Source organism: Mesorhizobium sp. WSM4809, assembly GCF_055811655.1.
Map to the genome: position 1 here is coordinate 456,720 of NZ_JBVVQW010000003.1, position 24,642 is coordinate 481,361.

A 24,642-nucleotide genomic window follows, 5' to 3' on the forward strand; every position below is an offset into this window, starting at 1 on the left:
ACCCGGCCGTCAGTTCCCTTCGTCGGGTATGTTGAGAAGATGACCGCAGGCTTTGCAATGCACGGCGTCCGGCTCGTGCCGCCGCAAGCCGCACTGCGGACAGGGAAACAAAACCTTGGCTGGCCGGAAGATCGCCTGAGCCAGTCTGACAAACAGCGATATGCCGATGATCATGGTGACGATTGCGGTCAGCTTGCCGGCTATGCCCGGCAGCACGATGTCGCCGAAGCCGGTCGTCGTCACCGTGGCGACGGTGAAATAAAGCGCGTCGACATAGTTTTCCAGACCGGCGCCAGTGCGGAAGAAGAACGTGTAGACGAAGCCGGTGATGACGAACAGGAAGGTCAAAAGGTTGATGACCGCGTGGCTGGCCTCGCGCCACGGCCTCAGGCCGCGCATCTCCAGATGCCGCCAGAGCGAACCGCTGCGCGACAGCGACCACAGCCGCAGGATGCGCAGGAAGGCGAGATTGGCGAACGCCGTCGGCATCAGCAGCGTCAAAAGGATGAAGACATCGACCCACGACGTCGGCTGCTTCATCAGCCGCAGCATGTTTTTGGAGGCAAGCAGCCGGGCGACCAGATCCGCGGCGACAAGCGCGGCCGCCGAATAGTCGAGCCAGAGGAAGGACGGCTTGTCCTGAAGAACCGGCGTCGCGATGAAGAAGGCGATGATGGCGAGGTCGATGACGACGGCCACCAGTTGGAACCGGAAAGCGGCCGGCGTGCGCCCATGATAGAGCCTGCGCAGCCTGTCACGCAGCCGCGCCAAGGCTGAAACCGCCTGCGACCCGTTCCTCTGCGCCGGCTTCATACTGACTGCGCTGGCGTTCGCGGCAGCGACCGCCCGGCTGACCGCCGCGCGCGAGAAAGAGCGGGGGTCACACCAGCTCCACTTCGACCACACCCGGCACCGCGCGCATCGCCGAAGCGATCCGTGGCGAAATCCGGTAGCGGTTCGGCAACTCGATTTCGATTTCCCCCTCGCCCTCTTCCTTGATCAGCACGAAGCTGACCTGGCCTTCGCCCCTGACGGTCAGTTGGCCGGCCAGCGTGTTGATCGGCGAGGCGTTGCGCACGAAGATGCGAAGTGCCTTCTGGATACGGCTTGCCTCGTCCTCCAGCGACTGCACTGAGTTGATGCGCAGATTGACGCCTTCCGGCCTGTCCTCGGCGGCAACGGTGATGACCACGGAGCGGCCGGCCTCGAGCAGATCTCGATATTGCGCCAGTCCTTCGGAAAACAGCACGGCTTCGTACTGGCCGGATGTGTCGGAAAAGGCGATAACGCCCATCTTGTTGCCGGTGCGCGTCTTGCGCTCCTGCTTGGACGTCACCGTGCCGGCCAGACGGCCGGCGGCGGCACCGCGTTTGACGGCCGCCGAAAACTCGGCCCAGGTCTGAACCCGCATCTTCTGCAGGGCTGCCTTGTACTCGTCGAGCGGGTGCGCCGAGAGATAGAAGCCGACCACCTGGAATTCACGGTGCAGCCGGTCGGCGGCGAGCCATGGCTCTGTCGCCGGCAGATTGAGTGCCTGCGACTGAGCGCCGAGCGAAGCGCCGAAGATGTCGTGCTGGCCGGAAACCGCGTTCTGCTGCGCCAGCGACGCCAGTCCCATCATGCGTTCCACGCCCGACATCATCGATGCGCGGTCATGGCCGAAGCAATCGAGCGCGCCGGCCATGATCAGGCTTTCGAAGACGCGCTTGCCGACGATCTTGGGATCGACCCGCTCGCAGAAATCGGCGAGGTTCTTGAACGGCTTTTCGCCACGCTGGGCAACGATGTGCTCGACCGCCGCATCGCCGACGCCCTTGAGCGCTGCCAGCGAATAGTAGATGCGGTTCTCACCGACCTCGAAGGGGCGAAAGCTCGACATCACCGAAGGCGCCAGAACCTCGATGCCAAGGCGCAGCGCGTCCTGGCGGAAATCGGCCAGCTTGTCGGTGTTGCCCATGTCGAGCGTCATCGACGCTGCCAGGAACTCGACCGGATAATGCGCCTTGAGATAGGCGGTCTGGTACGAAACCACCGCATAGGCGGCGGCGTGCGATTTGTTGAAACCATAGTCGGCGAACTTGGCCAGCAGGTCGAAAATGAAATCGGCTTGCGGCTTGCCGACGCCACGCTCGACCGCGCCGGAGACGAAGCGCTCACGCTGCTTGTCCATCTCGGCGCGGATCTTCTTGCCCATGGCGCGGCGCAGCAGATCGGCTTCGCCGAGCGAGTAGCCGGACAGCTCCTGCGCGATCTGCATCACCTGTTCCTGGTAGACGATGACGCCTTGCGTCTCCTTCACCAGATGGTCGATCTTGGGATGGATCGACGCCATCTCCTCCTCGCCATGCTTTCTGGCGTTGTAGGTCGGAATGTTCTCCATCGGACCGGGGCGGTAGAGCGCGACCAGCGCGATGATGTCCTCGATGCAGTCGGGCCGCATGCCGATCAGCGCCTTGCGCATGCCGGCGCTTTCCACCTGGAACACGCCGACCACTTCGCCGCGCGACAGCATGGCGTAGGTCTCGGGATCGTCGAGCGGGATCGTTGCCAGGTCGATCTCGATGCCGCGCCGGCGGATCAGCTTGACCGCCGTCTCCAGCACGGTCAGCGTCTTCAGGCCGAGGAAGTCGAACTTCACCAGCCCGGCCTGCTCAACATATTTCATGTTGAACTGGGTGACGGGCATGTCCGAGCGCGGATCGCGGTACATCGGCACCAGTTCCGACAGCGGCCGGTCGCCGATGACGATGCCGGCGGCGTGCGTCGAGGCGTGGCGGTAAAGGCCCTCCAGCTTCTGCGCCATGTCGAGCAGCGTCTGGACGATCGGCTCCCTCTCGGCCTCTTCGGCAAAACGCGGCTCGTTGGCGATGGCGTCGGCGAGCTTGACCGGATTGGCCGGGTTCTGCGGCACCATCTTGGAGAGCTTGTCGACCTGGCCATACGGCATCTGCAGCACGCGGCCGACGTCGCGAAGCACGGCGCGGGCCTGCAACGTACCAAAGGTGATGATCTGGCCGACCTGGTCGCGGCCGTATTTCTGCTGGACGTAGCGGATGACCTCTTCACGCCGATCCTGGCAGAAGTCGATGTCGAAGTCGGGCATCGACACGCGGTCGGGATTGAGGAAGCGCTCGAACAGAAGCGAGAAGCGCAACGGATCGATATCGGTGATGGTCGTCGAATAGGCGACCAGCGAGCCTGCGCCCGAACCGCGGCCAGGCCCGACCGGGATGCCTTGCGCCTTGGCCCATTTGATGAAGTCGGCAACGATCAGGAAGTAGCCGGGAAACTTCATCTTGGTGATGATGCCAAGCTCGAAATTCAACCGCTCGCGGTATTGCTCGACCGTATAGCCTGATGTCGGGCCATGCATGGCGAGGCGCGCGTCGAGCCCCTCATGCGCCTGGCGGGCCAGTTCGTCGGCTTCCGCCTGCACCGCGACGTCATTGTCGGCGACATCGCCGCCGGTGAAGCGCGGCAGGATCGGATTGCGGTTTTTGGGATAATAGGAGCAGCGCAGCGCGATCTCGACAGTGTTGTCGATCGCCTCTGGCAGATCGGCAAAGAGCCTGGCCATATCGGCCTGGCTGCGCAGGAAATTGTCCGGCGACAGCCGGCGACGATTATCGGCGGCCACGACCGATCCTTCGGCGATGGCGATCAGCGCGTCATGTGCGTCATAGTCGTCGCGAGAGGAAAAGAACGCCTCGTTGGTGGCGACCAGGGGCAATTCATGCGCATAGGCCAGATCGATCGAGGATTTCTCGATTACGCGATCATAACCGGAAACCCGGTCCAGTTCGACATAGAGGCGATCGCCGAACATTGCCTTCAGGGTCAAAAGCCGTGCCTCGGCCAGATCGCGGCGATCTTCCTTGATGGCGGTGCCGATCGGTCCGCGCGGCCCACCGCTGAGGCAGATCAACCCGTCACAAAAGCCGTCCATCATTTCCGTGGTCAGGTGCACGGCTTCGCCCGGCGGCGTTTCGAGGTAGACGCGGCTGACCAGCCTGACCAGGTTGGAATAGCCGGCCTCGGTCGCGGCAAGCAGGACGACCGGCCGCATATCGGGACCTTGCCGCCGGCGGTCGCGCTGGCCATCGCTGTTTTCGCCGGAAAAGGCGAGCGCCGTCTGACAGCCGATAATCGGCTGGATGCCGTCCTTCACCGCCTTCTGCGCGAATTCCAGGGCGCCGAACAGGTTGTTGGTGTCGGTGACGGCGATGGCCGGGGCTTCGTCCTTGACCGCATGAGCGACCACCTTGCCGATCTGCAAGGCGCCTTCCAGCAGGGAATAGGCCGAATGCACGCGCAAATGGACGAAGGGCCGCGCCGGGGCCTCCGGCCGCGCCGCAGCAATCGCTGCTTCGCGCTTCAGGGGATCGCGGGGAAGTTTTTCGTCGGCCATGGTGCTGTGTGAAGGTCCTTGAGTCGATGGAGATGTATTGTCCGGGACCGCGCGATGCCAGTCCAGCACAAACCACTGCTGATCACAGGCCGCCTGCCCGGTCAGGCCTTACGCAAACTCCATGATCACCGCGTCGACAGCCAGGCTGTCACCCGGTTTGGCGTTGAGCTTGGAGACGACAAGGTCACGTTCGGCACGCAGCACGTTTTCCATCTTCATCGCTTCGACCACCGCCAAGGTCTCGCCGGCCTTGACCTCCTGGCCTTCGGCGACGGCAATCGATACGACAAGGCCAGGCATCGGGCAAAGCAGCAGGTTCGACGTGTCCGGCGCCACCTTTTCGGGCATCAGCCTTTCCAGCTCGGCGGTGCGCGGCAGCATGGCGCGCGCGGTCACCGACATGCCTTTCCAGGCTATGCGAAAGCCGTTGGCAACCGGCCTGACCTGAGCCGTAACCTTGCGCTTGCCGACCGTGCCGCGCCAGACCAGATCGCCCGGCCGCCAGTCTGATGCAACGGTCAATGCCCTGCCGCCCTCGATCGACAGATCGACTTCCATCGGAATGGAAATCATGCCCTCGATGATCGACGCCGACAGATAGTCATCATCGATCTTCACGACCCAGTCGCGCTTCAGCGCTCCCGAATGCGGCGCCAGGCGCCCGCCCAGCCGGTTAAGCCGATCACGGCGCAGCAGTTCCACTGCGGTCGCGATCGACGCCAGCACCGCCTTCTCGTCGTCGTTCGGCAAGACCGGCGCGAAGCCGTCGGGATATTCCTCCGATATGAAAGCGGTCGATATCCGCCCTTCCCGCCAACGCGGATGCTGCATCAAGGCAGCCAGGAACGGAATGTTGTGCTCGATACCGTCGACGACGAAGCTGTCGAGCGCTTCCGACATGGCATCGATGGCCTCCAGACGCGTCGGCGCCCAGGTGCACAGCTTGGCGAGCATCGGATCGTAGAACATCGAGATTTCGGAGCCTTCGGTGACGCCTGTGTCGTTGCGGATGACGACATCGCCGAATTGTCCTTCCTCAGGCGGCCGGTAGCGTGTCAGCCGGCCGATCGACGGCAGGAAGTTGCGGTTGGGATCTTCGGCATAGAGCCGGCTTTCCACCGCCCAGCCGTTCAGCTTGACGTCGCTTTGCTTGATGGCAAGCTTGGCGCCGGCGGCGATGCGGATCATCTGCTCGACCAGATCGATGCCGGTGACGAGCTCCGTCACCGGATGCTCGACCTGCAATCGTGTATTCATTTCAAGGAAATAGAAGTTCTTGTCCTTGTCGACGATGAATTCGACCGTGCCGGCGCTCTGGTAATCGACGGCCCTGGCCAGCGCCACCGACTGCTCGCCCATGGCCTTGCGTGTCGCGGCGTCCAGGAATGGCGATGGCGCCTCTTCGGCGACCTTCTGGTTGCGTCGCTGGATCGAGCATTCGCGCTCGCCGAGATAGAGCGCGTTGCCATGCGCGTCGGCCAGCACCTGGATTTCGATGTGGCGCGGATCGACAACGAATTTCTCGATGAAGAGACGATCGTCGCCGAACGAACTCTTGGCTTCCGAGCGCGCGCGGTCGAAGCCGTTGCGCACTTCGGCCTCGCTCCAGGCGATGCGCATGCCCTTGCCGCCGCCGCCGGCCGAAGCCTTGATCATCACGGGATAGCCGATTTCGCCGGCAATCTTTTCGGCATGGTCGGCATTCTCGATGACGCCGAGCCAGCCGGGCACGGTGGAAACCTTGGCGGCGTTGGCGAACTTCTTCGATTCGATCTTGTCGCCCATCGCCTTGATGGCCTTGGGCTTCGGGCCGATGAAAATGATGCCTTCCGCTTCCAGCGCTTCGCAGAAGGCCGCCCGCTCTGACAGGAATCCGTAGCCGGGATGCACGGCCTGGGCCCCCGTTTCCTTGCAGGCGGCGATGATCTTTTCCGGGACGAGATAGCTCAGCGCGGCTGGCGAAGGCCCGATATGCACCGCCTCGTCGGCCATCTCGACATGCACGGCATCGCGATCGGCATCGGAATAGACGGCAACCGTGGCGATGCCCATCTTGCGCGCCGTTTTGATCACGCGGCAGGCAATTTCGCCGCGATTGGCGATCAGGATCTTGGTGAACATGCGAAATGTCATCCCCTCGGGTCGGCCGTTCCTTTTATGGCCTGTGCTTGCAGGGTCAAGCCGACCATGCAATTCACTGCCTTTCAATCGACTTGCGATTCCAGTTCATCGCCGTGGCCCAGTCGGGGAGCGAGCTGCCAGTTGATCGTGTCGGCAAAACCTGAAACCTTGGAAAAAAATCGCATTGGAGGACGCCTGATGAAAACCCGCGCCGCTGTCGCTGTCGCCGCCGGAAAGCCGCTGGAGATCATGGAGGTCGACCTCGACGGCCCACGTGAGGGCGAGGTTCTGGTCGAGATCAAGGCGACAGGCATCTGCCACACCGACGAATTCACGCTGTCGGGCGCCGATCCGGAAGGTCTGTTTCCGGCCATCCTCGGCCACGAGGGCGCCGGCGTGGTCGTCGATATCGGCAAGGGCGTCACCTCGCTCAAGAAGGGCGATCACGTCATCCCGCTCTACACGCCCGAATGCCGCCAGTGCCATTCCTGCCTGTCGCGAAAAACCAATCTGTGCACGGCCATCCGCGCCACCCAGGGCCAGGGCCTGATGCCCGATGGTTCATCGCGCTTCTCGATCGGCAAGGACAAGATCTTTCACTATATGGGCTGCTCGACCTTCTCCAACTTCACCGTGCTGCCCGAGATCGCGCTGGCCAAGGTCAACCCCGACGCGCCCTTCGACAAGATCTGCTACATCGGCTGCGGCGTCACCACCGGCATCGGTGCTGTGATCAACACCGCCAAGGTCGAGATCGGCGCCACCGCCGTCGTCTTCGGCCTCGGCGGAATCGGCCTCAACGTGATCCAAGGCCTGAAACTTGCCGGCGCCGACATGATCATCGGCGTCGATTTGAACAACGACAAGAAGGAGTGGGGCGAGCGGTTCGGCATGACGCATTTCGTCAATCCGAAGGAGATCGACGGCGATGTCGTGCCCCACCTCATCAACATGACCAAGCGCGGCGCCGACCAGATCGGCGGCGCCGACTACACATTCGACTGCACCGGCAGCACCAAGGTGATGCGCCAGGCGCTGGAAGCCTCGCATCGCGGCTGGGGCAAGTCGGTCGTCATCGGCGTCGCCGGTGCCGGCCAGGAGATCTCGACGCGGCCGTTCCAGCTGGTCACCGGCCGCACCTGGATGGGAACCGCCTTCGGTGGCGCGCGCGGCCGCACCGACGTGCCCAAGATCGTCGACTGGTACATGGACGGCAAGATCCAGATCGACCCGATGATCACTCACACGCTGAAGCTCGAGGACATCAACAAGGGTTTCGATCTCATGCATGAGGGCAAATCGATCAGAAGCGTCGTGGTTTACTGAGGAAGATACCAGGCCGCCGCCCAATCGGCCCGCGACCTCTGTGGTTCACAAGTGGGAGGAGAAAAGAAACATGAGCGAACTCCCCGCCATTCTCGTCGATGCAGACGCCTGCCCGGTCAAGGCCGAGGTCGAAAAAGTGGCCGACCGGCATGGCGTCGTTGTCACCTACGTCTCCAATGGCGGCCTGCGGCCATCGCGCGATCCGATGATCCGCAATGTGGTGGTTTCCAAAGGTGCCGATGCCGCCGACGACTGGATCGTGGACAATGCACGCACCAACGACATTGTGATCACCGCCGACATTCCGCTGGCCGCCCGCGCGGTGGCACTCGGCGCGCATGTGCTTGGGCCAACGGGGCGCCCCTTCACGCCGGAAACGATCGGCATGGCGGTAGCGATGCGTGACCTGAAGCAGCATCTGCGCGAGACCGGCGAGAGCAAGGGCTACAATGCCAGCTTCGCGCCGCAAGACCGGTCGCGATTTCTCGGCGAACTCGACCGCATCTTGCGGCGGGCGCTCAAATCCGCCACACCAGACTAGAAACCGAGCGCCATCCCAGGTTGGAACCGACATGGCTGCCGAAACCCCGGTGAAGTCTCCCATTCAGCGCCACATGTTGTTCGCTGTGTCGGCCTGCGTTGGCGTTTTTGCGCTTCTCGTGGCGTTGCTGCTGCACGCCCCGCTCGCCTATTCGATCGGCGCCAACGCGTTCTTTGCCGCTTATGTCATTCTCGTCGTCGCCCAGATGCCGAAGTTCACCGGCAGGTATCTGAGCAGGAATGCGCGTGCCACGGACCAGCCGGTGCTGGTCATCTTCGCTGTGACGCTTGTCGTCGTCGGCGTTGCCGTTATCTCATTGTTCCTACTGATCAATCAGAAGGACAGAAGCCATCCCGTCGAGCTCACCTTCGCGCTGCTGTCGATCCCGCTCGGCTGGTTCACCATTCATGCCATGGCAGCGCTCCATTATGCTCATGTCTACTGGATGGACGGCGATGCTGTGGATGCCGAGACCAGGAAGAAAATCCCTGTCGGCGGACTGCTGTTCCCGGGTGGCAAACGGCCGGAGGGCTGGGATTTCCTGTACTTCTCGACGGTGATCGGCATGACGGCACAGACCGCCGATACCAACATCTCGACCACGCATATGCGTCGTGTCGTGCTTGTCCATTCGATCCTGTCGTTTTTCTTCAACACGGTCATCGTCGCCGCCGCCGTCAATCTCGCCGTCAGCCTGGGCGGTCCGTAATAAATCCGTGATCAGATGAAACATCGGTTTGGATCGCGACGTATCAGGAGGACAATGAACGCGCAGGCCATGCCGCGAGGCCGGGAGACGAAACACGATGGAATCCGTTGCCAGAAGCCAATCCGCCGCCGATCCAGGCGCTTCGGCGTCGAACGACAAAACGCTGATCTACCGGCAGTCGCGCTGGACACGGCTGACGCATTGGCTCTGGGCTATCTCGTTGTTCTTCATGCTGCTGTCAGGCCTGCAGATCTTCAATGCCCGTCCGCAGCTCTATATCGGCAAAGAATCGGGCTTCGAATACAACAACACCATCTTCGCCATCGGCGCCGAGAATTCCGATGCGGGTCCGCGCGGCTACACGGAAATCTTCGGGCATCGCTTCGACACCACTGGCGTGCTCGGCTGGTCGGGTCCGGCCGGCCAGGAGACGTCCCGCGCCTTTCCCTCCTGGGCGACCATCCCGTCCTACTATGATCTCGGCACCGCGCGCGTCATCCATTTCTTCTTTGCCTGGATACTGGCCACGACGTTGATCGTCTGGTTTGTCGCCAGCACCGTGAACGGCCATCTGCGGCGCGATCTCGCGCCACGCCTCGACGATTTGAAGCGATTGCCGCAAGACATCGTCGACCACGCCAAGCTCAAATTCCACCACACGCGCGAATACAACACGCTGCAGAAGATGGCCTATGGCGGGGTGCTGTTCGTGCTGTTGCCGCTGATGATCATCACCGGTCTGGCCATGTCGCCGAGCATGAATTCGGTGCTGCCGTTCCTCAACGATCTGCTCGGTGGCCGGCAGACGGCACGCACCATCCATTTCACCGTCATGGTGCTATTGGTCGCCTTCTTCGTCGTCCATATCCTGATGATCCTGGCCGCCGGCCCGATCAACGAACTGCGTTCGATCATCACCGGCTGGTATCGCACCGATCCTCCCGCACAGGACGACAAAAACGTCGAGAGGAGTGCCTGACATGGCGAAGTTTGAGATCAGCCGCCGCAAATTCCTGACCGGTGCCAGCCTTGGTGCCTCCGGCATCATGCTGTCGGGCTGCGACGCCTTCGACAGTCAGCTAGGTGTTGGCAGCGGCCTGCGCAGTTTCCTCGAAAACGCCAATGGCCTGACCTACCGCGCACAGCGGCTGCTTGCCGGAAGTGACGCGCTCGCCCCGGAATTCACCGAGGCCGACATCCGCCAGCCGCAGCGGCCGAATGGTGTCACCGCTCCCGATGACGATGTCTACAAGGGCTTGCTCGCCAACAACTTTGCCGACTGGCGACTGGAGGTTTCAGGCCTTGTCGAGAAGCCGCTGTCGCTCAGCCGCGAGCAACTCCAGAATATGCCGAGCCGCACCCAGATCACCCGCCATGACTGCGTCGAAGGCTGGAGCTGCATCGCCAAATGGACCGGCACGCCGCTGTCGCTGGTGCTGGACCAGGCGATGGTCAAACCGCAGGCGCGTTACGTCATGTTCCATTGCCTCGACACGATCGACCGCAGCCTGTCGGGCGACATCAAATATTACGGCAGCATCGACCTGGTCGATGCCCGCCACCCACAGACGATCCTCGCCTATGGCCTGAACGGCAAGCCGCTGCCGGTCGAGAACGGCGCTCCGCTGCGGGTTCGCGTCGAGCGCCAACTCGGCTACAAGATGCCGAAATATCTCTACAAGATCGAGCTGGTCGACGGCTTCGCCACTGTCGGCGGCGGTCGCGGCGGCTATTGGGAAGACAATGGCTACGACTGGTACGGCGGGATCTGATCTGAACACCGCAATTCCGGCTCTGAAGATGCTAGCCTAGCGAGCGGCGAAACAGTTCGCCCTTTCCGGCAATCTGCTCGCCAATGCCGCCAAGCCGCAGCATATGCCAAGCAAGTGCATGGTTGCTCGAGGTTACCGGTTTCCCCAGTTCCTTCTCGACGTCCTCGATGATGCGGGCAACGCGCATGCTGGTGCAGGAAACGAACACCGCCTCACAGTCGCTCGACGCACCGATTTCCAAGATGGCCTGCTTGACCGATGCCGGCGTGATGCGCGCAACGACATTGTCATCCGCCTCGTTGAAGGAGCCCATGACCGGAATGTCCATCCCCCGCGCCATCAGCGATGCACGTAGCGAATGATTGATTTTCGCCAGATAAGGGGTGAGCAGCGCGATCCGCGAGACGCCCAGGGCCTTCAGCGCCGCCCTTGCCGCCGTCACCGGGTTGGTCACTTGCACGCCCGGCAGCACCTCATGAACGCGTTCGGCGACCTTGTGCTCGCCGATAACCAGCGCTCCCGAGGTGCAGGCAAAACCGATCACATCGAACTTGACGTCCGGCAAGAGCCCGACAGTTTCCGGGATGACGGCCGACATCTTCATCAGGTTTTCCGGCGTGATCTCGACATCGCTGTAGAGCCGCGCCTCGTACAGCGCGATGTCGCGCGCGGGCAGCGCATAGCGGAATTCATCCTCGATGGTCTGGTCGGTTCGAAGGACGAGCAGGCCGAGATTGGCGCGGGTGCCGATGCCGTCGTCGGTCTTGAAGGGAATGTGTTCCTTGTCGACGACAAGCGCATCGTCGGCGCGGCTAAGCGGGGCGTCCATGGCGCAGTCCCCTTCCTGATGCCAATCAGAATTGTCGACAATAGAAGCGACAACTTTGCCAAACGTGTCAAGAGCTCCGTTCCAATTTTGGGAACCGGGAAATGCCGGGATTTCGCCCTGTCTGAACGGTGAATCGATCGTCGACCCACGCGCCGTTGACAATGGCCAGCGTCCTCCTGTTGAATTGTCGACAATAGAAACGACAACCATTCGGGTCAGCGATGCGCATATTGATCTTGGGCGGTGGCGTTGTCGGGATCACCACTGCCTATCAGTTGCAGAAGGACGGCCACACGGTCACCGTTCTCGAGCAGGCATCACAGGTGGCCGAAGGGGCAAGCTGGGCAAATGCCGGCATGATCGCGCCCGGCCATTCCTTCGTCTGGTCATCGCCGGCCGCGCCAAAAATCCTGCTGAAGTCGCTGTTCCAGAAAGACCAGGCGCTTCGTTTCAAGCTCTCCGCCGACCCGCATCTCTACAGCTGGTCGCTGCGCTTCCTCATGCAATGCACGGCCGCCAAAGCGCGTCGCAACACCCTTCTCAAACATCGGCTTGCGGTCCATTCCCAATCGGTCCTGCAGGCGGTCGTCAGGGAGGAAGCGATCCAGTACGACAGGACATCGGCCGGCATTCTTTACTTCCACCGCAACCGCCAGGCGCTCGACAAGGGCATCGCCAACATGCGCCTGCTGGAGGCCGACGGCCAGGAGATCCGTATCGTCGACGCGCAGGAAATCGTTGACCGCGAGCCGGCGCTGGCTTCGTCGCGCGACATCATCGCCGGCGGCGTATTGTGTCCGACCGACGAAACCGGCGACGCCGCCAAGTTCACGCGCGCGCTGGCGGCCATCGTCGAAAATAGGGGCGGCAAGATCCTGACAGGGACCAGGATCGTGGGGATCGAACGCAGAAAGGAAACGATCACCAAGATCGTCACCGACAAGGGAGAGTTTCTGGCCGACACCTACGTTCTGTGTCTCGGCGCCGAGAGCCCCGTCCTCGCCCGCAAGATCGGCCTTGGTCTGCCGATCTATCCGGTCAAGGGATATTCCCTGACCATTCCCATCGTCGATCAGGCGCTGGCTCCAAAACTCCCTGTCATCGATGAGCACAATCTCGTCGCCATCACGCCGATGGGCGATCGCATCCGCGTGACCGCCACCGCGGAATTCGCTGGCTATGATCGCAGCCACAAGCCTTCGGATTTCGCCTTCATGAAGCGCGTCACGCAGGACCTGTTCCCGCACGGCATCGCCTATGATGGCGCCGAGATGCGGGCCTGCCTGAGGCCCATGACGCCCGACAACCTGCCGATCCTCGGCCTGCGCGACATCCGAAACCTGTGGCTGAACACCGGGCACGGCCATATCGGCTGGACCATGGCGCATGGATCGGCCCGTATCGTCGCCGATCTGATCGCCGGCCGGGCAGCGCCGATCGCCCTCGACGGCATCCTTCCCACACAGGCGCGGTTCGCCGAACCAAGCGCCGCAAAGGCCTGACGACGCCATGCTCCGACCCGCCAGGCAAAGCAACCGGGACAACAGCGCAGCGTTGGCATCCAAGCCGATCAAGACCGGCCCGCGTGTCTATGAAGAAATCCGTCGCATGGCGATGGATTATCGCTTCAAGCCGAACGAGCGCATCAACGAAGTGGTGCTTGCCGCCAGGCTGAATGTCAGCCGCAGCCCAGTCCGGGAAGCGCTCCAGCGGCTGGTCACGGAGGAACTCATCACTTTCCAGACCAATCGCGGCTTCTTTTGCCGGGGCTTCGATGTCGACGAGATCGTCAATCTTTCCGACGTGCGAGCGGTGCTCGAGGACCGCTCCGTCAGGCTGGCGATCCAGCGCGCGACTGATGAGGAACTCGCCGCGCTCGTCGACTGGTGGGCGCTCACCATGGCGCGCGCCGACTCGTTTTCCAGCACTGAGCTGACCGCCAGGGACGAGGAGTTTCACAACCGCATCGCCAGGCTGTCGGGCAATCCCGAACTGGCGCGCATGCTCGAAGGCATTAACACGCGCATCCATTTCGTTCGCAAGATCGAAGTGGAGAAGCACCGGCGATTGTCGACGACCTACACCGAACACAGCGAAATCGCCCGGGCCATGGTAGCCCGCGATGCCGACAGGGCCGCAAGGCTCATGCACGACCACATCGCCATCAGCGTCGCCGATGCCATGTCGACCGTCAGGGAAGGCTTGGCAAGGATATACATCGACGTCGACCAGATCTAATCGGGCAACCCCAGCTTTGACCGAGGCAACCCATACCGCTCAGGCAACCCCTACCGCTCAGGCGACCTTGTCGAGCAGCGGCCTCAGCGCCGGATGGATTTCCGGTGAGGCGTGCTTGATCAGGGTCAACAGCGCGCGTTCGTTCTCATAAAGAGGCCTGTCGACGCCGATATGTTCGATCAGCCAGCCGGCTTCACCGGCATCGACCGTCTCGGCGCGGCGGGCCAGCGCCTCGGCCGCCCTGTTCTTGGCTTCCCACTCGGCCTCGATGTCGCCTGGCGACCGATAGGCTTCCATGATGCCGGCAAGGCCGCCGGAGATCATGCGGCTGAAGAAGCCGCCTATTTCCGGATCCGCATGTTCGAGGAAGGCATCACGGCGCAGCGCCACATCGCGCGTCGGTGCTTCGTAGCCGGCCGAGCACATGACGAAATTGGCGATCGCCTTGACGAACAGCTCGTTCCAGGACGGATCGTTGTGCCCTTGAGCAGTGCACTCGTTGATCTTGAACAGCACCTCGGCCTCGGCGCGCGTGATGGCGATGTTGCCGTCGCCGCCATGGGCATGGAGGATCCGGCGCAGCAACTCGACCTCCGCCTGTGCGATGAGGCCGGGAGCCAGCGTGCCGCCGAGCATCAGCGGCCCCTTGCCGTCAATGACGGCATGCGCCACCTGCTCCAGCGCATACACACAAAGCTGGCTCGGCGACGATTTCGCCTGTTCCAGCACATGCACCAGCAATTCGAGCTCGGTCCGGCTGTCGACCATGCCATCGCGCGAGATCGTGCGGATCAGCCAGTCGGCATTGTCTTGCGAGATATAGCCCGACGGCTTTTCCTGGTGGACGATATAGTCGGTGACCGCCTCGACGAAGAAGGGCGGCCATTCCTGGCATTTGTCCTTCGCCGTTGCATCGAGCGCAAACAGCGCCTCGGCCTCGCCGCGCGTCACGACGCCATCGCCGAACACTTCATGGCGCAACATCGCCACGTCCTCCGCGGCGATGCGGATTTTCGAGGTCAGCCCGGCCACCGGCGCGCTCATGATCAATTCGCCCATTTGTCGTCCCCGTCCGCCGTCGCCAAGCGCCGGCCCCAAGCGTCATACAAGCCAACATATCAGCAGTGTCTTGAAAAACCGGCAAACGGCGTGGTTAGCGAAGACTTGTCGGCCAACGCATATCGCCCAAAACGTGCCGCGGTTTTGAAGAATGGCATGCACGCGCTTTAGATGTCGCTGACAGGTGACAAGCCGTCGCGCGCGAGCTATGGATGGCGCGTCGAGGACTCAGGGTCTGAGTCCTACCTGTTTGCGGGAGAGAACAGCGAGAGCTGTCGCCGAAGGGGAAATCGCCCGAAATCTCTCAGGCAAAAGAACCGTAGACGGGAAAGACACTCTGGAAAGTCGGGGCTTGCCCCCGCGCCGAAGGTGTAAGCGCCGCTGACAGAGTTCCGGCTGCGCGAGTCTCTCAGGCTTCAGACAGAGGGGCACGGACTGGTCGCCATTCGCGACCGATTGCGTGCGACTCTGGAGACGACATGACGGGCGACGATACAAGACACCTACCCCTCGAAGACATCCATGTAACCGCCGGTGCGCGCTTTGGCGCTTTTGCCGGCTGGTCGATGCCGCTGACCTATCCGGCGGGCGTCATGAAGGAACATCTTCACACCCGCGAACAGGCCGGCCTGTTCGACATCTCGCATATGAAGCTATTCGAAGTCAGCGGGCCGGAGGCGGTTGCGCTGCTCAACCGCGCTTGCCCCTTGGATGCAGGCGCACTCCAAATCTCACAGTCCAAACTGTCCTTTTTCCTCAACGAGGCAGGCGGCATCCTGGACGACCTCATCGTCACCAGACTTGGCGATAGCAGGTTCATGGTAGTCGCCAACGCAGGCAACGCCGTCGCCGATGAAAAGCATTTGCGTGCACTTGCCGCGGATTTCGACGCCAGAGTCGAGCCGCTCGACCGCGTCTTCCTGTCCATCCAGGGTCCTGAAGCCTGGGCCGCCCTTTCCCGCGCCGGCATCGAGACCGGCTCGCTGCTTTTCATGCATGGTGTCGAACCGCGCAAAAACTGGTTCATGAGCCGGTCGGGCTATACGGGCGAGGACGGTTTCGAGATCGGCCTGCCGGAAGCCGATGCACGCGACCTCGTCGCCAAGCTGCTCGGCGACGAACGCGTGCTGTGGATCGGCCTGGCCGCCCGCGACAGCCTGCGGCTGGAGGCAGGACTGTGCCTGCATGGCCAGGACATCACGCCGGAGACCGATCCGGCCAGCGCCGCCTTGATGTGGGCAATTCCAAAGGACATCCGCGCTTCCGGCGCTTTCATCGGCGCCGATGCGCTCCGCGCCGCCGTGGAACGAGGACCCGCGCAAAAGCGGGTAGGGCTTAAGCCGGAAGGTCGCCAGCCGGTGCGTGGCGGTGCCGCGCTTTTTGACGCCGACGGCAATCCGGCCGGCCAGGTCACATCGGGCGGCTTCGGCCCCTCGGCCGGCCATCCGGTCGCCATGGGCTATGTCTCGACACCTCTGGCAAAGCCCGGAACGCGGGTCTTCGCCGATGTGCGCGGGACGAAAATCCCAGTCGATATCAGTTCCCTGCCCTTCACACCCCATCGCTACCGCAAAGGATGATCTCAATGGCAACGACCTATTTCACATCGGATCACGAGTGGCTCCGCGTCGAGGGCGGCATCGCCACGGTCGGCATCACTGATTACGCGCAGGAGCAGCTCGGCGACCTCGTCTTCGTCGAACTGCCGGAGACCGGAAAAAAATTGACCAAGGGCGACACCGCCGTCGTGGTCGAATCCGTCAAGGCGGCATCCGATGTCTATGCACCGGTCGATGGCGAGATCACAGAGGCCAACGGCACGCTGTCGTCGGATCCGTCACTGGTCAACTCGGCCGCAACAGGGGCCGGCTGGCTGTGGAAGATGAAGCTTGCCGACGAAAGCCAGCTCTCTGGCCTCATGGATGAGGCCGCCTACAAAGCCCATATCGGTTGATATCAGGACTTATTGACATGACCGCAGCACCCTACCCCTTCTCGGCCCGCCATATCGGTCCCGGCCTCAACGACACCAGGGCGATGCTGGCCGCCATCGGCGTGCCCTCGATCGAGACACTGATCAGCCAGTCCGTACCGAAGTCGATCCGGCTCGATCGGCCGCTTGCCCTACCAGCACCGGCGAGCGAAGCGGAAGCGCTGGCCGAACTCTCGGCTGTCATGTCCGGGAATACGGTGCTGAAAAGCTTCATCGGCGCCGGTTATCACGGCGTCCATGTCCCGCCGGTTATCCAGCGCAATCTGTTCGAGAATCCTGCCTGGTACACGGCCTACACGCCCTATCAGGCAGAGATCAGCCAAGGCCGGCTCGAAATGCTGTTCAACTTCCAGACGCTGGTCACCGAATTGACCGGCCTGCCGGTGGCCTCGGCCTCGCTGCTGGATGAGGCAACCGCCGTGGCCGAAGCCGTCGGCATCGCCTTGCGCCACCACCGTGACAAGCGAACCAAGGTCGCACTTGCCGGCACGCCGCATCCGCAAACGCTGGACGTGGTGCGCACCCGTGCCGAGCCGCTCGGCATCGAGATCGATGGCGAAACGATCGACGACAACACCGCCGCCCTGCTTGTCTCCTGGCCGGATACATTTGGCATCTATGGCGATCACAAGGCAGCGATCGACAAGGCGCGCGCGACCGGGGCTATCGTCGTCTTCATCGCCGACCCGCTCGGCCTGACGCTGACCGACGCGCCGGCCAAGCTCGGCGCCGACATCGCCGTCGGCCCGATGCAGCGTTTTGGCGTGCCGATGGGCTTTGGCGGCCCGCACGCGGCCTATTGCGCCGTCTCCGACAGGCTCACGCGGTTGATGCCCGGCCGCCTGGTTGGCCAGTCTACCGACAGCAAGGGCCGGCCTGGGTACCGGCTTGCCTTGCAGACGCGCGAACAGCATATCCGCCGCGACAAGGCGACCTCCAACATCTGCACCGCGCAGGCGTTGCTCGCCAACATGGCGACTGCCTATGCCATCTGGCACGGCCCCGCCGGGCTGCAGGCGATTGCCGGGCGCATCCACACGCTGGCCAATCGTCTCGCCTCCGGGCTCAAAGCAGCAGGTATCTCCGTGCTCGGTTCAAGCCGCTTCGACACGGTGACGGCGGAGGTGAAGGGCAAGGCAACTTCGATCGCCACTGCGGCTGAAAAGGGTGGCAGATTGCTGCGTGCCGTCGATGCCGACCATATCGGCATTGCCTTCGACGAAACTTCGACCGAGGCCGATCTCGACGCAATAGCGGCCCTGTTCGGCGCCAAGGCTGGTGTCTCCGCCGACAGCACGGTGCCCGGCAAGCCGCGCGGCAAGGAGTTCCTGACCCAGCCTGTTTTCCACGAAAACAAGTCGGAAACCGAGATGATGCGCTTCCTGCGCCGGCTCGCCGACAAGGACCTGGCGCTCGACCGCGCCATGATCCCACTGGGGTCCTGCACCATGAAGCTCAACGCCGTCGCCGAGATGATGCCGGTGAGTTGGCCGAGCATTGCCAATCTGCACCCTTTCGCCCCGGCCGCGCACTCGACAGGCTACCGTGCCATGATCGGTGAGCTGGAGGGCTGGCTGTCGGAGATCACCGGATTCGACGCCGTCACCTTGCAGCCCAATGCCGGGAGCCAGGGCGAATATGCCGGCCTGCTCGCCATCCGCGGCTATCACCGCTCACGCGGCGACAACCACCGCACCGTCTGCCTGATCCCCTCCTCGGCGCATGGTACCAATCCCGCGAGCGCGGCGATGGCCGGCATGAACGTCGTCGTCGTGCGCTGCACCGAAGACGGCAACATCGACATGGACGACATGAAGGCCAAGGCGGCTGAACATGCGCAAAATCTCGCGGCGCTGATGTTCACCTATCCCTCGACGCATGGCGTGTTCGAGGAAGGCGCACGCGATCTCTGCGCACTGATCCATGAGCATGGCGGCCAGGTCTATTTCGACGGTGCCAACCTCAACGCGCTGGTCGGGCTTGCCCGTCCCGGCGATATTGGCGCCGATGTCTGCCACATGAACCTGCACAAGACCTTCTGCATACCGCATGGCGGCGGCGGACCCGGCATCGGGCCGATCGGCGTCAAGGCGCATTTGAAGCCGTATTTGCCCGGCCATGTCACCGAAGGCTCGGCGCACGCCGTCTCCGCCGCCCCCTTCGGCAGCGCCTCGATCCTGCCGATCACCTGGATGTATATCCGCATGATGGGCGCCTCGGGCCTCAAGCAGGCGACCGAGACGGCGATCCTGTCCGCCAACTATATCGCGACGCGGCTCGGTGCGCATTTCCCGGTGCTCTACAAGGGCAGGCAGGGACGCGTCGCGCATGAATGCATCCTCGACACCCGTGTGCTCAAGGAGAGTGCAGGCATCAGTGTCGACGATGTCGCCAAGCGCTTGATCGACTATGGTTTTCACGCGCCGACCATGTCCTTCCCGGTCGCCGGCACGCTGATGGTGGAGCCGACCGAGTCCGAGCCCAAGCGGGAACTCGACCGCTTCTGCGAGGCCATGATCGCCATATCGGCAGAGGCAGCAAAAGTCGCCAGGGGCGAATGGCCTTTGGCCGACAATCCGCTGGTCAACGCGCCGCACACCGCCGCCGAGGCGTTGGCCGGCCAGTGGACCCATCCCTACTCGCGCCTGGAAGCGGCCTATCCGGCAGGCGACCCCGACACGGCAGCCAAGTACTGGCCGCCGGTGTCACGCATCGACAATGTCGCCGGCGATCGCAACCTGGTCTGCTCGTGCCCGCCGCTGTCGGACTATCTGGGGGCCGCGGAGTAATTACGCTGAGCGCAAGGCCGGCTTGATCGGCTCGGCCTTGCCCATCCTCTTGCGGCTGATGACACAATTTCGCCCGGCGCGTTTGGCGGCATAGAGCGCCGCGTCCGCCTCGGCGAGCACGTTGTCCAGCCTGCTGCCGCTTGCCTCGCCAAAGCCGATGCCGCCGCTGACCGTGCTGCGCAACTTGCCGAGCTGGGTGGGGACGATTTCGGTGCCGAACGCCACGCCGATCTTGCTGGCGAGATCGTAAGCTTTTTCGTCCGTCATCCGCGACATGACGATTGCGAACTCCTCGCCGCCAAGGCGAAAAGCGTCGACGCCGGGCCGGGCATACTTTTTGATGACGGCGGCAAAACGGCACAAGACCTGATCCCCTACCGGGTGACCGTAGACATCGTTCGTCCGCTTGAAATGGTCGAGGTCGAACATGACGATGGACATGAACGGACCGAAACTCCGTTCGCCGTAGAGCGACGTCAATGCCCGGCGGTTCAGCAACCCTGTCAGCGGATCGGTCATAGTCTCGGCCTTGAGCTCGATTTGCGCCTGCAGATGATGGAGGGAGAGCGTCAACGCTCCGAGTCCGGTCATGCAGGCGACCGCCACCACGGAATTCAATCGTTCGGCCCAGTTGTCGGGCGCAACCGCGAGCGTCCATTGCCCCTTGGTCAGCAGAACCAGGCCGCAAAGCGCAAACGACATCGCGCAGGTGCCGCTCAGAAACGAAACCACCAGAAGGATGCGGCGGTCGTGACTGCCGTTGATCCAGAACATGGCACCGATCGCCGACAGCAGCGCCGTCACCGTGGTGTAGGTGACGATGAAGCCAATGCCGTCAAAGCCCATAAAGGTCACGACGGCACAAATGGCCATGGCGCCAAGCGCCGGTGCAACGGCGCGTCCGTAGCCGGGCACCCCCAGAAATTGCATGGCCGACAAGCAGATGATCAGGAACCCCAGGCTGAGCAGTGCGAGCACGATCTGGCAAAGCAGCGGATCGGGATCCTTGGTGTACCGCCAGAACAGGATCACATGCGCGACGAGCACCAGAATTCCGCACGCAACCGTCAGCACGAAACCTGCCTTGGGCGCGGTGAACCAGATCGCAAACATGGTGACGCTAAGGCATATGCCCGACAGCGCGGCTGCGAGCAGGAGCGAACTGAAGTCCAGCATATCGGGCAAGGGCCTCTTGAGCGTCGGCGGTTGCGCTGCATTCTAAGTCAGCGGCAGCCCTCAGATACGGGTTTTCAGGCAATCCATCGATGCAACCTGCGGATAGGGTTTACAAAGCGTCGATGGCACGTGTCCCGAAACCGGACCCATGGATGCGAGATCAACCCTTGTTCAAGAGAGCGAGGTTGGCGTTGACGACGGTGGGATCGGCCATGCCGGCCTTCGCTTCGAGCAGCAGCGCCTTGGCCTTCTTGCGATTGCCGCGCAGCAGTTGCGAATAGCCCATATTGTTGACGATCTGCGGCTTGCGGCCGGCGACCTTCAAAAGCTGGCCGTAGGCTCGGTCGGCGAAGTCGAAGCGGCCGAGTTCATCATAGGAAGCGGCGAGCCCCATCCAGGCCTCCGCATTGTCGGCCTTCAACTCGACGGCCTTGCGGAAGTGCTTTTCGGCGAGGCCGTAATTGGCGTCGCGAAACTGCGCCTTGCCTTGCGCCAGATCGGAGGTTTCGGTGTCTTTTGCCGCCGGTTGGATGGCGGTGGTCTTGGTGGTGTCGACGCCACTCGTCGTACAGCCAGACATCATCAAGACGGCCGCCATTGCGGCCATTGCCGTGAAATTACTGTGACGCATGCCCCTGCCTCATCGCCCGATTTGCCGGGTCGTTCTTCAGGAAACACAATATATCAGCGGCGATTAAACTTCGGTGCCGAAACGCCGCCAAAATTCGGCTTCGGGCACACCAGCCATTAACCACGAGACGAGGGTTATCCCTGCAAGGACGCGCGCGGCCTTTTCACGGACCCATGACCTTGAGTGCCTCGGGAACCGGATAGCGGTTGCCATCATAGCGCAGCCGGTAGGTCCGTTTCACCGGCTTGCCGGGATGGGACTGGCACTCGCCATCCTTGTCGGGAGACGGGTCATCGGTTTGCGTCCGCTCGAGCGCGACCATGTCGTGATAGCCGTGATGGCTCGTCGGGCTCATTGCCAGGCTGACCTCAGTCGAACGAAAAGATCCCGCGCAATTGGTGTCGCCCTCGCCGCCATTGCCGGCCACGACAAGGCCATCGAGCACCAGGCGCAGGGCATCGCCGGCGAGAACATAAAGCCGCAGGTCGGTTTCGCTGAAGGGGTTGGCTTGCGAATGGTTCGCGATTTCGATGCGCAGGCCGAAGGCCATGACCCCGGGCGCCAGCCTGTAGCGGCCGGTATCGAATTCGACCTTGCGGATGGCGATGGCATCATCGGTGATCAGCCCCGGCTGGAGCAGGCGCAGGCGCACACGCTGGCTGTTCCTGTCGACGACCAGAAGCTCGATATCGCCGACATGGCCATCGTCGCTGGATTGGGCGCTGTCGATCAGCGGCACGGCTACCAACAGCAGGTCGTCATGGGCAGGCCAGATCTTGCAGCTCAGCCCAAACGGCGTGTCGCCATCCGTCAGGGCGATGCTGAAATGGGGTTCGAGCGTGAACGAGGTGCCGTCGGCGCTCTTTCGAGCTTTGGGGTAGGCCTGCTGCACCAGGGCGGCGGCATCGCCGCAATCGTCGGCCACGGCCCAGGCGGGCGACAGGGTGGCTGCGGCAAGGCCGAGAAAGAGGGTGCGCAACAGCATGGACTTCTCACCTGCAAGGCCGAGTACGGTCATAACAATGGTTTGTCAGTCCCCTTGCTAGGACTTTTGTGGGGCGCTCGCTAGACCCGGACGATTTCAGCTCGAATCGAAGCCTCACACCTTTCGGCATCATGCTATTGCGCCGTCATTTTGACGATGACTGGAATGGCCGCGATCATCAGCACCACCGGCAGGATGCATACCACCACCGGCACCGACATCTTGGCCGGCAGAGCGTGCGCCTTTTCCTCGGCCAACGACATACGCTTATGGCGCATGTCGTCGGAAAAAACGCGCAACGCCCCCGACAGGCTGGTGCCGAGTTCCTTGGACTGCTGCAGCAGCGTGGCGAAGGAACGCACTTCGTCCAGGCTGAGGCGGTCGGCGAGCGCCTTCAGCGCATCGTCGAGGCTGCGCCCTGCCCTCAGCTCCAACGACACCAGCTGCAGGTTCTGGCTGAGCGCGGGATAGGTCTTGGCGAGTTCCTTGGAGACGCGCTCTATGCCCGCCTCCATGCTCATGCCGGCATCCGAGCAGACAATCATCAGGTCCATGAAATCGGGAAAGCCGTTGCGGTACTCACGCCTGCGTTCCCGCACTTTCTGGCTCAACATTAGGCCGGGCAGGAAATAGCCGGCCGCTCCCGACAGGATGACGAATGTCCAGCGACTGGCCATCGTCGCGTCCGGGCTGGCCATCCACCGGTTGAGCACAAACACACCGATTGCCGTGCCGATCATCGCGCTGAACCGGATCAGGAAGAACGTGCCGACAGCGCGCGGCTCCATGTAGCCCGCCTGGATGAGCTTCATGCGCAGCCGGGCGACATTTTCCGGATCGCTCCTGGCGTAGAATTCCTGCGCCCGCTTCACCGCCTTCTCGCGCACGACGCCGGTATTCTTCTTCTGCACCGGCTCTGGTTTGGCGGCCACGGGGCCGTTGTCGACCCTGAGCCGGCGCATGACCTCGTTGCGGTCGCCCTTCGCCATGACAACAGGCCAGGCAACAGCGGCAGCACCCGCCGCCAGCAGCAGGATGGCCACCGGCATCAATGAGGTCGGCGCAAGCGAGGCGAGGAATTCGATGAAGCCCTGCATGTCAGAACTTGAAATTCGACATCTTGAACATGATCAGATTGCCCAGCATCAGCCAGGTGATCGAGCCGCCGAGCAGGTACCAGGTTTTCGCCTCGCCCCAGACGTCGCGGTAGAAGCCCGGCATCAGCGCCATAATGGCGGTGAACAGCAACGCCGGCACCGCTGTCAGGATGTAGGCCGACATCCGACCTTCTGTCGCAATGGCGCGCACCTTGCGGCGCAGCTTGCCGCGCTCGCGGATCGTCGTCGCCAGGCCGTCGAGGATCTCGCGCAGATTGCCGCCCGAACTGGTCTGGATCGAGACGGCGGTGACGAACAGCGGCAGATCCTCCTGGCCGACCCGGTCGAACAGCGAGTTCAACGCCGAAACCAGATCGGAGCCATAGGTCACCTCGTCGGCGATGACGCCGAACTCGGTGCCGATCGGGTCGGGCATCTCGCGCGCCACCATGGCGATCGCCACCGGCACCGGGTGGCCGGCCTTCAGGCCACGCGTGATCAGTTCCAGCGCCTCCGGCAATTGCATGCCGAACCGCTTTACCCGGCGCTTGCGCTTGAAGCGCAGCGTGATCACCGGCAGCACCGGCACAAGCACCACAAACAGCACAAGCCCCATCAGCGGCGGCAAGCCGTACCAGATGGCGACCAGGGTCATCGCCATCGCCACGCCGCAGCTGATCATCAGGAATTTCGACAGCGGCATGATCATGCCCGACTGGGTTCGCAAAGCGCGGAACCGATCCAGCGAAAACAGCGGCGTGCCTGCGTCGAGGCCGCGTTCCTTGCGCAGTTGGACAAGCACCTGCTCCTGGCTGATCTTGTTTTCCTGCAGCTTCATGCGCCGGTTGATGGCGGTGCGCTTGTCGCTGCGGCCGGCATAAAGCAGGTAGCAGGCCTCGGCGATCAGGATGCCGGTCAGCGCGGCCGCGGCATAAACGACATAGATAGCGCTCATTCCATCGAACACT

At 62.7% G+C, this 24,642-nt stretch carries 20 protein-coding genes and 1 riboswitch; of the genes, 10 read left to right on the top strand and 10 right to left on the bottom strand.

What is annotated here, in order from left to right; all coding sequences use genetic code 11:
* Window positions 1-9: 9 nt before the first annotated feature.
* From AC0L24_RS10290 to AC0L24_RS10300, 3 genes are all read right to left on the bottom strand, one after another.
* A complete protein-coding gene (locus AC0L24_RS10290) occupies window positions 10-813 on the bottom strand; it encodes a potassium channel family protein (RefSeq protein ID WP_127270750.1) in 804 nt (267 codons plus the stop codon).
* Between the two features lie 67 nt (window positions 814-880).
* The gene (dnaE, locus tag AC0L24_RS10295; protein WP_473563686.1) at window positions 881-4,408 is read right to left on the bottom strand and encodes a DNA polymerase III subunit alpha; all 3,528 of its coding nucleotides are present in this window, start codon (window positions 4,406-4,408) and stop codon (window positions 881-883) included.
* Window positions 4,409-4,516: 108 nt separating this feature from the next.
* Window positions 4,517-6,529: an acetyl-CoA carboxylase biotin carboxylase subunit gene (locus tag AC0L24_RS10300; protein ID WP_473563687.1), complete on the bottom strand. Its 2,013-nt coding sequence runs from the start codon at window positions 6,527-6,529 to the stop codon at window positions 4,517-4,519.
* A gap of 198 nt (window positions 6,530-6,727) precedes the next feature.
* Here AC0L24_RS10300 and AC0L24_RS10305 point away from each other — a divergent pair, with 198 nt between their 5' ends.
* From AC0L24_RS10305 to AC0L24_RS10325, 5 genes are all read left to right on the top strand, one after another.
* Complete coding sequence (locus AC0L24_RS10305) at window positions 6,728-7,855, top strand: S-(hydroxymethyl)glutathione dehydrogenase/class III alcohol dehydrogenase (RefSeq protein WP_127810553.1); 1,128 nt, start codon at window positions 6,728-6,730, stop codon at window positions 7,853-7,855.
* Window positions 7,856-7,925: 70 nt separating this feature from the next.
* Window positions 7,926-8,396, top strand: a complete 471-nt coding sequence (locus AC0L24_RS10310) for a YaiI/YqxD family protein (protein WP_127270240.1) — start codon at window positions 7,926-7,928, stop codon at window positions 8,394-8,396.
* A gap of 31 nt (window positions 8,397-8,427) precedes the next feature.
* The gene (locus tag AC0L24_RS10315) at window positions 8,428-9,105 is read left to right on the top strand and encodes a DUF1345 domain-containing protein (RefSeq protein WP_127810554.1); all 678 of its coding nucleotides are present in this window, start codon (window positions 8,428-8,430) and stop codon (window positions 9,103-9,105) included.
* Window positions 9,106-9,202: 97 nt separating this feature from the next.
* Complete coding sequence (locus tag AC0L24_RS10320) at window positions 9,203-10,084, top strand: cytochrome b/b6 domain-containing protein (RefSeq protein WP_127810555.1); 882 nt, start codon at window positions 9,203-9,205, stop codon at window positions 10,082-10,084.
* 1 nt (window position 10,085) lies between these two features.
* Window positions 10,086-10,877: a molybdopterin-binding protein gene (locus AC0L24_RS10325; RefSeq protein WP_127810556.1), complete on the top strand. Its 792-nt coding sequence runs from the start codon at window positions 10,086-10,088 to the stop codon at window positions 10,875-10,877.
* Between the two features lie 31 nt (window positions 10,878-10,908).
* On the opposite strand, the gene AC0L24_RS10330 is transcribed toward AC0L24_RS10325, so the two are convergent.
* Complete coding sequence (locus AC0L24_RS10330) at window positions 10,909-11,706, bottom strand: maleate cis-trans isomerase family protein (protein WP_127810557.1); 798 nt, start codon at window positions 11,704-11,706, stop codon at window positions 10,909-10,911.
* Window positions 11,707-11,927: 221 nt separating this feature from the next.
* On the opposite strand from AC0L24_RS10330, the gene AC0L24_RS10335 reads away from it, so the two are divergent.
* Window positions 11,928-13,208: a D-amino acid dehydrogenase gene (locus AC0L24_RS10335; protein WP_473563688.1), complete on the top strand. Its 1,281-nt coding sequence runs from the start codon at window positions 11,928-11,930 to the stop codon at window positions 13,206-13,208.
* Between the two features lie 52 nt (window positions 13,209-13,260).
* On the top strand, window positions 13,261-13,944 hold the full coding sequence (locus AC0L24_RS10340) for a GntR family transcriptional regulator (protein WP_245481738.1): 684 nt from the start codon (window positions 13,261-13,263) through the stop codon (window positions 13,942-13,944).
* A 57-nt stretch (window positions 13,945-14,001) separates the two neighbouring features.
* Here the strand turns inward: AC0L24_RS10340 and AC0L24_RS10345 are convergent, their stop codons facing one another.
* Complete coding sequence (locus AC0L24_RS10345; RefSeq protein WP_127397834.1) at window positions 14,002-15,003, bottom strand: hypothetical protein; 1,002 nt, start codon at window positions 15,001-15,003, stop codon at window positions 14,002-14,004.
* A 243-nt stretch (window positions 15,004-15,246) separates the two neighbouring features.
* Window positions 15,247-15,333, top strand: a riboswitch (glycine riboswitch).
* A gap of 149 nt (window positions 15,334-15,482) precedes the next feature.
* Here AC0L24_RS10345 and gcvT point away from each other — a divergent pair.
* Genes gcvT through gcvP form a run of 3 tightly spaced genes read left to right on the top strand, consistent with a single transcriptional unit; the run spans window position 15,483 to window position 19,785 of the window.
* Window positions 15,483-16,583 carry a glycine cleavage system aminomethyltransferase GcvT gene (gene gcvT / locus AC0L24_RS10350; RefSeq protein WP_292699964.1) on the top strand — a complete coding sequence of 367 codons (1,101 nt, stop codon included), beginning with the start codon at window positions 15,483-15,485 and terminating at the stop codon, window positions 16,581-16,583.
* A gap of 5 nt (window positions 16,584-16,588) precedes the next feature.
* Window positions 16,589-16,957 carry a glycine cleavage system protein GcvH gene (gcvH, locus tag AC0L24_RS10355; RefSeq protein ID WP_127320643.1) on the top strand — a complete coding sequence of 123 codons (369 nt, stop codon included), beginning with the start codon at window positions 16,589-16,591 and terminating at the stop codon, window positions 16,955-16,957.
* A 17-nt stretch (window positions 16,958-16,974) separates the two neighbouring features.
* A complete protein-coding gene (gcvP, locus tag AC0L24_RS10360) occupies window positions 16,975-19,785 on the top strand; it encodes an aminomethyl-transferring glycine dehydrogenase (protein WP_292699966.1) in 2,811 nt (936 codons plus the stop codon).
* Here the strand turns inward: gcvP and AC0L24_RS10365 are convergent, their stop codons facing one another.
* The 5 genes from AC0L24_RS10365 to AC0L24_RS10385 all read right to left on the bottom strand — a co-directional run bounded on the left by AC0L24_RS10365 (window position 19,786) and on the right by AC0L24_RS10385 (window position 24,641).
* Window positions 19,786-20,961, bottom strand: coding sequence for a GGDEF domain-containing protein (locus AC0L24_RS10365; protein WP_127810561.1), 1,176 nt, complete (start codon window positions 20,959-20,961; stop codon window positions 19,786-19,788).
* A 160-nt stretch (window positions 20,962-21,121) separates the two neighbouring features.
* A complete protein-coding gene (locus tag AC0L24_RS10370) occupies window positions 21,122-21,592 on the bottom strand; it encodes a hypothetical protein (RefSeq protein WP_127320645.1) in 471 nt (156 codons plus the stop codon).
* Window positions 21,593-21,755: 163 nt separating this feature from the next.
* The gene (locus AC0L24_RS10375) at window positions 21,756-22,577 is read right to left on the bottom strand and encodes a PA3715 family protein (protein ID WP_127397570.1); all 822 of its coding nucleotides are present in this window, start codon (window positions 22,575-22,577) and stop codon (window positions 21,756-21,758) included.
* 134 nt (window positions 22,578-22,711) lie between these two features.
* A complete protein-coding gene (locus tag AC0L24_RS10380) occupies window positions 22,712-23,674 on the bottom strand; it encodes a type II secretion system F family protein (RefSeq protein ID WP_127397571.1) in 963 nt (320 codons plus the stop codon).
* Window position 23,675: 1 nt separating this feature from the next.
* Window positions 23,676-24,641, bottom strand: coding sequence for a type II secretion system F family protein (locus AC0L24_RS10385; protein WP_127327445.1), 966 nt, complete (start codon window positions 24,639-24,641; stop codon window positions 23,676-23,678).
* Between the last annotated feature and the right edge of the window lies 1 nt (window position 24,642).